6 protein-coding genes and 3 pseudogenes are annotated in these 7,415 nt (G+C 58.1%); 8 read left to right on the top strand and 1 reads right to left on the bottom strand.

The features are described 5' to 3' along the window. Nucleotides 1–262 precede the first annotated feature (262 nt). From B2M20_RS19840 to B2M20_RS18335, 3 genes are all read left to right on the top strand, one after another. Complete coding sequence (locus B2M20_RS19840; RefSeq protein WP_173816073.1) at nucleotides 263–439, top strand: hypothetical protein; 177 nt, start codon at nucleotides 263–265, stop codon at nucleotides 437–439. Nucleotides 440–502: 63 nt separating this feature from the next. Beyond that, a complete protein-coding gene (locus B2M20_RS18340; protein ID WP_079448454.1) occupies nucleotides 503–880 on the top strand; it encodes a cupin domain-containing protein in 378 nt (125 codons plus the stop codon). Nucleotides 881–962: 82 nt separating this feature from the next. Next, a complete protein-coding gene (locus tag B2M20_RS18335) occupies nucleotides 963–1,196 on the top strand; it encodes a hypothetical protein (RefSeq protein ID WP_079448453.1) in 234 nt (77 codons plus the stop codon). Nucleotides 1,197–1,763: 567 nt separating this feature from the next. Here B2M20_RS18335 and B2M20_RS18330 read toward each other — a convergent pair. Further along, nucleotides 1,764–2,865: pseudogene (locus B2M20_RS18330) on the bottom strand (IS3 family transposase). Between the two features lie 97 nt (nucleotides 2,866–2,962). Between B2M20_RS18330 and B2M20_RS19920 the strand changes: the two are divergent. The 5 genes and pseudogenes from B2M20_RS19920 to glk form a co-directional block, all read left to right on the top strand. After that, nucleotides 2,963–3,217: pseudogene (locus B2M20_RS19920) on the top strand (transposase); the annotation flags it as partial. 106 nt (nucleotides 3,218–3,323) lie between these two features. After that, nucleotides 3,324–3,602, top strand: a pseudogene (locus B2M20_RS19915) (integrase core domain-containing protein); the annotation flags it as partial. Next, nucleotides 3,599–3,727, top strand: a complete 129-nt coding sequence (locus B2M20_RS20830) for an SDR family oxidoreductase (RefSeq protein ID WP_274533980.1) — start codon at nucleotides 3,599–3,601, stop codon at nucleotides 3,725–3,727. The pseudogene B2M20_RS19915 and the gene B2M20_RS20830, both read left to right, overlap by 4 nt. Before the next feature lie 18 nt (nucleotides 3,728–3,745). After that, entirely contained in the window at nucleotides 3,746–5,578 is a 1,833-nt protein-coding gene (locus B2M20_RS18320; RefSeq protein ID WP_079448452.1) for a glycoside hydrolase family 15 protein, read from the top strand. Nucleotides 5,579–6,079: 501 nt separating this feature from the next. After that, complete coding sequence (gene glk, locus B2M20_RS18310; protein WP_079448450.1) at nucleotides 6,080–7,048, top strand: glucokinase; 969 nt, start codon at nucleotides 6,080–6,082, stop codon at nucleotides 7,046–7,048. Nucleotides 7,049–7,415 lie beyond the last annotated feature (367 nt).

The following is a 7,415-nucleotide window of genomic DNA, read 5'->3' as shown; positions in this document are numbered from 1 at the left end:
TTAGCCAAAAGCAATCGCGACTCATCAAAGGCCTCCTGTCCGAGACCGTGAATCACAAACTCAGCGCCGAAGGAATCACTTTTATGGGTCCCGACCCTAGTTCCTCCCCCCGCCGCAAACTCCCAAGCGATCCGGTACGAGTACCAATAGGTACCGGGTCGCTCCATTTCCAAAGCACAAAGTGAACGGTCGCCTGGTCAAGATTTTAGTTCCGTATCCGCACCCAACCAATGATCGCCAGACGAGCCGAGAAAGGTTTCCCATGAATACCGTTGCGCAAGCTCAAAAAGCAGCACAAACGCAAAAGAGCGCCGAAGACTTCGTCAACAGGCAAGCCGATCCGCGTTCCAGTGAGAGCCTAGTGCCAATGCTCGTGGCCGGAGTCGTTTTAACTTTTGGAGGGATGATTGCCGCCTTGGCTTTTACTTCAGTGACTTAAAATAAGGGTCAATATATCGAGGTCCGTTACCCGTGACCTCCTCATGCGGAGGAGACGAGTGCAATGGCCATGCACCACGCCAGCCCTGAAGAAGTTGTTGATCTCGCACCATTGGGCCCGAAGCTAAAGGACGCGCGGACAACCGCCGTCGTAAAGTCGGAAGCGTTCGAGGTCGTGCGCCTCATTATTCATGCTGGCACGGATATCAAGGCGCACCAAGTTGACGGTCCCATCACGCTGCATTGCCTGGAAGGCCGGGCTCTGCTCGGCTTGCCTGAAACGTCACTTGAACTTTCCGCAGGTCAATGGGTGTATCTCGAAGGTGGTGTCCCGCACTCGCTCAAGGGAATCGAGAATACGTCGTTACTGCTCACGATCCTTTTCTTCTCCAACAATTACGACCCTTTCAGTGGAAGTATGCGTCAAGGAAAGGCGGCATGATGCGGCAGGCCTGTCGCGTTTGAGCGGGAGAAGGTCATAGAGATTGAATTCGATGAAGAGCGGCGATGAAAAATGAGGTGATATGAAGATAGTTGTGGCAACAATTCTAATCATCGGAACATTGTTTGGTATTAGCGCGCTGGTGTCATCTGTCTATAAAGGGGATGGCGCTGCTCCTAATGCCAGTGGTGTGCGGCATCAGCAGGAAGAATTGAAGCGGAGTGCGGCAGAAGTCTCCATTGTCACGAAAGGTATTGTAGCCGGAGATCTGAGACTCATTAAGCGCCTGCTGCCGCGGGAAACTGCTTCAGCTTAGGATAGCTTACCCGCTGACGGGCGGTATAGCCACGGCTGAGATTCGTACCGGAGTTGTTTGATCATGAATCGCGATAATGAAGTTTGCCCAGGCGGAGTCCCCCCAGTCAGGAACGCACCAGATATCGAGAGGCTGCTAACGGTCCATGATTTGGTGACGGAGCTCGGCCAGTGGAACGGTGATGACCAAGTGGTGTTCCGATCGACCTCAGATGGTAGCGCGCTGCAGTTCTGTTGTTTTCGATCACCCGAGGCCGGAATCCTTGAGATAGATCTTAGCGACTAGCATTAGATCGACGACAGCTGCGCGCTCCCTAGATCGTTCGCTAATTTACTGAATCTGGAGTGATTCCGGTTCAGCGCCAAACATGGTTTCAAGATGCTGGCTGGATTGGAGGCCGGCATCAATGGTGAGACCACCTACACAAGCGGGTTTTGGCGGCGGTATTGAGGGGTGAGAGTTGCCGCTGACCTGAGCCCCTGAAGTCGCTCCAAGAATGGGTAGAATCCGTCACCTTGTGATCCGAGACCATTCTTTGGACGCCGGAGGCTAGAGTTTCCGGCTTTGTCATGACGGCGAGCTGGGATCGCTGTCACGATTATGCAACGTAATCGGGGTCTATTCCCGATCGCCCCATGCGGGCGTTCTTCGTTGTAGTATCTGCGCCAATCCTCCAATTTTGATCGTGCGTCGTCAAGGGTCAGGAACCAATGAGTGTTCAGACACTCAGCGCGGAAGCGTCCATTGAAGGCTTCGATGAACGCATTGTCAGTCGGTTTGCCAGGCCGACTGAAGTCGAGCGTGACACCATTGGAATAGGCCCACAGATCCAGATCGCGCGAGATGAACTCGGAGCCTTGATCGACGCGGATGGTCTTCGGATAACCAACTGCCGCGCAGGTGTGCTCCAGCGTTTGAACGACATTCTCGGCGAGGTAGCTGAAGCGCGGATCAAGCACCGGCGAGTACCGTGAGAATAAGTCGACAACGGTGAGCACACGAATCTTGTTTCCCGTGGCGAGCTGATCGTGCACAAAGTCCATCGCCCAAGTCTCGTTGGGATGCGTGGCATCTCTGCGATCGTCGCGCAGCTTCGCCCTGACCCGTCGCTTCGGCGTTTTGTTGCGCAATTGCAGGCCTAACTCGCGATAAATCCGTCGCGTCTTCTTCTGGTTGATTAGCCAGCCTTCGCGACGCAACAGCACATGCACGCGGCGGTAGCCGTAGCGAACCCGCGTCTGGCAGATCTCCTTGATCTTGCTTTCGAGGCTGGCCTGTCCGGGCCGGCGCGACTTGTAGTGATAGGTTGATCTGTCGACCTCGAGTATCTGGCACACCCGCCGGATCGAGACATCCCATTCACCGCGGACCGCGTCGACGAGCTTGCGCTGACGAACAGGCCTCAGATTTTTCGGCGGATGACGTCCTGCAACATCTCGCGATCCAGGCTGAGATCAGCGACCAGTTTTTTCAGCTTGCCATTCTCATCCTCAAGCTGCTTCAGCCGCCGCATCTCGGTCGGCAGCAAGCCGTCGTACTTCTTTCTCCAGTTGAAATAGGTCGCCTGGCTGATCCCGGCCTTGCGGCAAATATCGGCCACCGGCACCCCATCGGAACCCTGCTTCAAAATAAACGCCTTCTGCGCGTCTGAAAACTTCGAGGCTTTCATCGCTCTCCGCTCCTCCCAGTCCGAGGAAATCCAGCGGAAAAACTCTAACCAAAAACGGTCCGATTTGAAGGTCGCAGATCACTTGAGGGAGACGGAGATGAAGCAGTCGAGGTTCACGGAAGAACGGATTCATTGCGATCCTGCGAGAACATGAAGCGGGTTCGAAGACGGGGGATCTGCCGCAAGCATGGGATCAGCAGCGCGGCGTTCTACAAATGGAAGGCCAGTATGGTGGCCTGGACGTATCAGAAGCTCGACGCCTCAAGGTCCTGGCCGACGAGAATGCGAGCTGAAGAATCTGTTGGCCGAGGCGATGCTCGACAACGCCATGCTGAAGGACCTCAATTCAAAAAATGGTAACGCCCGTCCGTTGTCGGGGACCCGGGTGGGTCGTGAGCTCGATGCCGTGATCGCTCGACGAGGCTGCCCGACGATGATCGTCAGTGACAACGTAGCACATTGGGAAGATGCTCGACCAGTGGGCCTATCACAAAGGCGTCGAGATCGACTTCTCGAGACCCGGAAAGCCAATGGACAATGCGTTTTGCGAGGCCTTCAACGGTCGCGTCCGGGCGGAGTGACTGAATACCTCATGGTTCCTGTCAATGGCCGACGCTATCGAACGGATCGAGGAATGGAGGTGCCACTACAACAATGATCCGCCCCACACCTCGCTCGGCAACTTGACGCCGAACGAGTTCGCACGACAAACTCAAACAGCCCGAGAAATTGCCTGACATCTGGATCACAAAACGGGGCAGCTCCATGGCTCGCGTCCGACGCATCCGACTACGTGACGGGTACAGCGCTCGTTGTTGACGGCGGGATGACGCTCTATCCGGCGTTCCGTGGCGAAGGCTGACAGATAAAGGGAGTGGGCATGTCGAAGCCTATCGAGGACTATGGCATCATCGGCAACATGATTTCCGCAGCGCTCGTGAGCCGCGACGGGTCGATCGACTGGCTTTGCCTGCCGCGCTTCGATTCCGCTGCGTGCTTTGCTGCTCTCCTGGGTGATCCAAAGCATGGCCGTTGGCTGCTGGCGCCAGAGGATCCCGCCTGCCGTATCAGCCGGCGCTACGTCCCGGGAACCGCGGTACTCGAGACTCGTTTCGAGACTGCGACAGGTGTCTGCACGCTTACTGACTTCATGCCTCTTACTCATGATGAAGAGAAAGTCGACGTGGTGCGCATCGTGCGTGGCGTATCGGGCGAGGTGTCAATGAGTATGGAGCTGATCCTCCGTTTTAACTATGGGCAGGCCGCTCCCTGGGTGCGGCGCCGCGATTACGGCCTAAGTGCCGTCGCCGGCCCAGACGCGGTCGAACTGCACACCGCCATCGCCTTGGTAGGCCGAGAAATGACAACGACGGCTCGTTTCACTGTTCGGAAGAACGAGGAGGTGCCTTTCACGCTTTCCTATCATCGCTCCCACAAGATGCCGCACTTCGTGCCGGATAGTTCCGAGACTATGGCCCGCACGATTTCGTGGTGGCAAGAATGGTCAAAACGATGCCATTTTGACATCAAGCATCCCATATGGCGCGATGCGGTCATCCGCTCCCTCATCACGCTTAAGTTGCTCACGTTCGGACCGACTGGTGGTATCGTCGCGGCGCCGACGACCTCGCTTCCGGAAACGATCGGCGGCAGCCGCAACTGGGATTATCGCTATTGCTGGCTGCGCGATTCAGCGCTCACTCTGTATGCGCTGTTGAACGCGGGTTATCGTGAGGAAGCCGAGGCTTGGCGGCAATGGCTATTGCGAGCTGCTGCCGGACATCCCGAGCAGCTCCGCATCATGTATGGCATTGCGGGCGAACGCTGGCTGCCGGAGAATGAGATTACCTGGCTGCCGGGCTATGAGGAGAGTTCCCCGGTCAGGATCGGTAACGAAGCAGTCGACCAGATACAGCTCGACGTCTACGGCGAACTGATCGAAACGTTGTATACCGCGCGGGAAGCCGAACTAGCGCCGCTTGCCGAAGCCTGGCGCTTGGTAGGCGTCCTTCTGGATCATCTTGCGACGATCTGGCGAAAGCCGGACAACGGCATATGGGAAGTACGGGGAGAACCGCGAGCCTTCACCCACTCCCGGCTTATGTGCTGGGTCGCCTTCGACCGTGCTGTCAAATCCGTCGAGCATTTCGGTTTGGATGGTCCGGTTGATCGGTGGCGGGAGCTTCGCGACACAATTCACGCTGATATTTGCGAAAATGGCTTTAATCCCAATCGCAATAGCTTCACGCAGTACTATGGTGGTAAGGCTCTGGATGCGAGCCTCCTCCTCATCCCGCAGGTCGGCTTCCTGCCGGCCGACGACCCGCGGGTAATCGGCACGATTACGGCCATCGAGCAGGACCTCGTCCGCAATGGGTTCGTGCTGCGATATTCGACAGATCAGGTCGATGATGGAGTGGGCGGCGAAGAAGGCGCGTTCCTCGCCTGCAGCTTTTGGCTGGCCGACGCCTATGTGATGCTCGGACGCATCGATGACGCGTCAAAGCTCTTTGAGAGCCTTCTGGCCATTCGCAACGATCTCGGGCTGCTCGCAGAAGAATACGATCCCATTGGAAGGCGGCTCGTGGGCAACTTTCCGCAGGGCTTCTCACATATCGGGCTCATCAATACGGCGTTCAACCTGATCGATGCGACCGGCCCGGCACAGCAGCGCTCCAAGAGGGTCGCCCCGACAGATGGCAAAACGCGCTGAACAATTCCTAGGCGGTGGCACCGATTTAACTATCTGAGCCCGATGGCGAGTTTGACGAGTCCTAGAAGTCGTCGAGGCGCTTGCCGTAGCGCGTGGCGATACGGCGGAGCAGCCACGATCCGGTTGCCTGCGCGCCAGCTTCGGGCTGGGAGAAAGGCGTATTGATTCATCGAGAATCTGAAGGAGTCCGCGCCGACGCTCGTGTCGACGTAGTCGTACGGATGATTGAGACACATCGTGTCAAGCGCTTGCAGGTCATGCGCGAAAGCTGCATGGTCGGCATCATCAGCGCGAAAACCTGATGCACGCCTTGGTCAGAAGCATCTACAAGAGCACGGCGTGAACAAAGCAGGAGGAGGCAGACGGTGGACGCCTTGCGGAACTTGAACGCGAAGCATGGCTGCACCGGACGCACACCTGACTATTCCCGCGTCGAGATTGCGCCATTGTCGTACATATCCGCGCGGTCCTAAGGCAACGCTGTGCATATTGAGAAAATTCATGGCTGATCCTGCAAGGCGCGCATTGCTGAGTGACATCGGTGGAACCAATGCCCGGTTTGCGTTCGTCACGGGTGAGCGCATGGGGCCGATCGAGACATTGGCGGTCGGCGATTACCCGGAGTTCGATCGGGCACTGGCTGCGTTCCTTGGACGCCACCGGAACGGGCGGCCGATCTCCGGCGCGGTGCTCGCCGTCGCCGGTTCCGTCGAGGCGAGTCGCAGCATACTGACCAACAGCGGCTGGGTTATCGATGCCAGCCGATTGGAAAAGGCATTTGATTTGCCAAGCGTGCGCGTTGTCAACGATTTCAAGGCGCTCGCTTGGTCGTTGCCACATCTCGCGCCCAGTGACTTGTTTGCAGTCGGAGGCGACAAGCAGGCTGCAGCTGCGCCCGCAGTCGTGTTGGGGCCTGGAACAGGCCTCGGGCTCGCCTGTCTTGTGCCGCGTCCTCGCGATCCGCTCGTCGTCACTACGGAGGCGGGCCATACCACGCTTCCGGGCGCCAATGCGCGGGAGGATGCGGTCATCGCGCATCTACGTGGATGCTTCGGCCATGTCTCCGTGGAGCGCGCGTTGTCTGGTCCGGGGCTAGTCAATCTTTACCAGTCGCTCGCCGCCATCGATCATCTGTCCGTACCTCCACGCAAACCAAGCCAAATCACCGAAGCGGCGCTTCGGGGGAGTTGTCCGGCGAGCCGGGAGGCGCTCGATATGTTCTGCGCCATGCTGGGTACCGTCGCTGGAAATGCCGCGCTGACGTTCGGCGCGCGTGGCGGCGTGTATATCGGCGGCGGCATTGCCCCGCGGATCAGCGAGTATCTGGCGCGGTCACAGTTCCGCGCGCGGTTCGAAGCGAAGGGGCGTTTCCAAGCCTACGTCGCTGCCATCCCCTCCTGGGTGATCATGCACCCTGACCCTGCCTTCGTTGGATTGCAGCGTCTCGCCAATCACGAAGCCGAGCAGTGACAGCAAACCACGTCCGCACTTCCAAATGAACATGATCTTGATGATGGCGGACCGACCAGCGCGGATCACCAGCAGATCCGCACCCTTTCGGCGGGTCTAGCCGGCACAGGGGGAGCGATGGTACTCGCAAGCGGAGCTGGCGTCCCGCTAGTCGCCGGCGCTGCGATCGCTGCAGGACTGGGTTCGGGCGTGGTGACGCACGCTGTCGGTCGAGACGTTATGCAGCACCAGAAGGGGCGAGTATAACCGACGAGGATCTGCCGGCATGCTGTTGCTCGCGATGCGGGTCAACCAACAGTCACAGGCTGGTGAGGTCGCCTCGGTCATGCGCGAGAGCAGGGCACGGGAGTTACGCAACCGGATGAAG

The organism is Nitrobacter vulgaris (assembly GCF_002028545.1).
Classification (GTDB): Bacteria; Pseudomonadota; Alphaproteobacteria; order Rhizobiales; family Xanthobacteraceae; genus Nitrobacter; species Nitrobacter vulgaris.
This window is presented reverse-complemented; position numbering and strand designations above follow the sequence as displayed.

Excerpts from the sequence above, each read along its gene's own strand:
- B2M20_RS19840 (WP_173816073.1), top strand. The coding sequence starts at position 263 with ATGAATACCGTTGCGCAAGCTCAAAAAGCAGCACAAACGCAAAAGAGC.
- B2M20_RS18340 (WP_079448454.1), top strand. The coding sequence starts at position 503 with ATGGCCATGCACCACGCCAGCCCTGAAGAAGTTGTTGATCTCGCACCA.
- B2M20_RS18335 (WP_079448453.1), top strand. The coding sequence starts at position 963 with ATGAAGATAGTTGTGGCAACAATTCTAATCATCGGAACATTGTTTGGT.
- B2M20_RS18320 (WP_079448452.1), top strand. The coding sequence starts at position 3,746 with ATGTCGAAGCCTATCGAGGACTATGGCATCATCGGCAACATGATTTCC.
- glk (WP_079448450.1), top strand. The coding sequence starts at position 6,080 with ATGGCTGATCCTGCAAGGCGCGCATTGCTGAGTGACATCGGTGGAACC.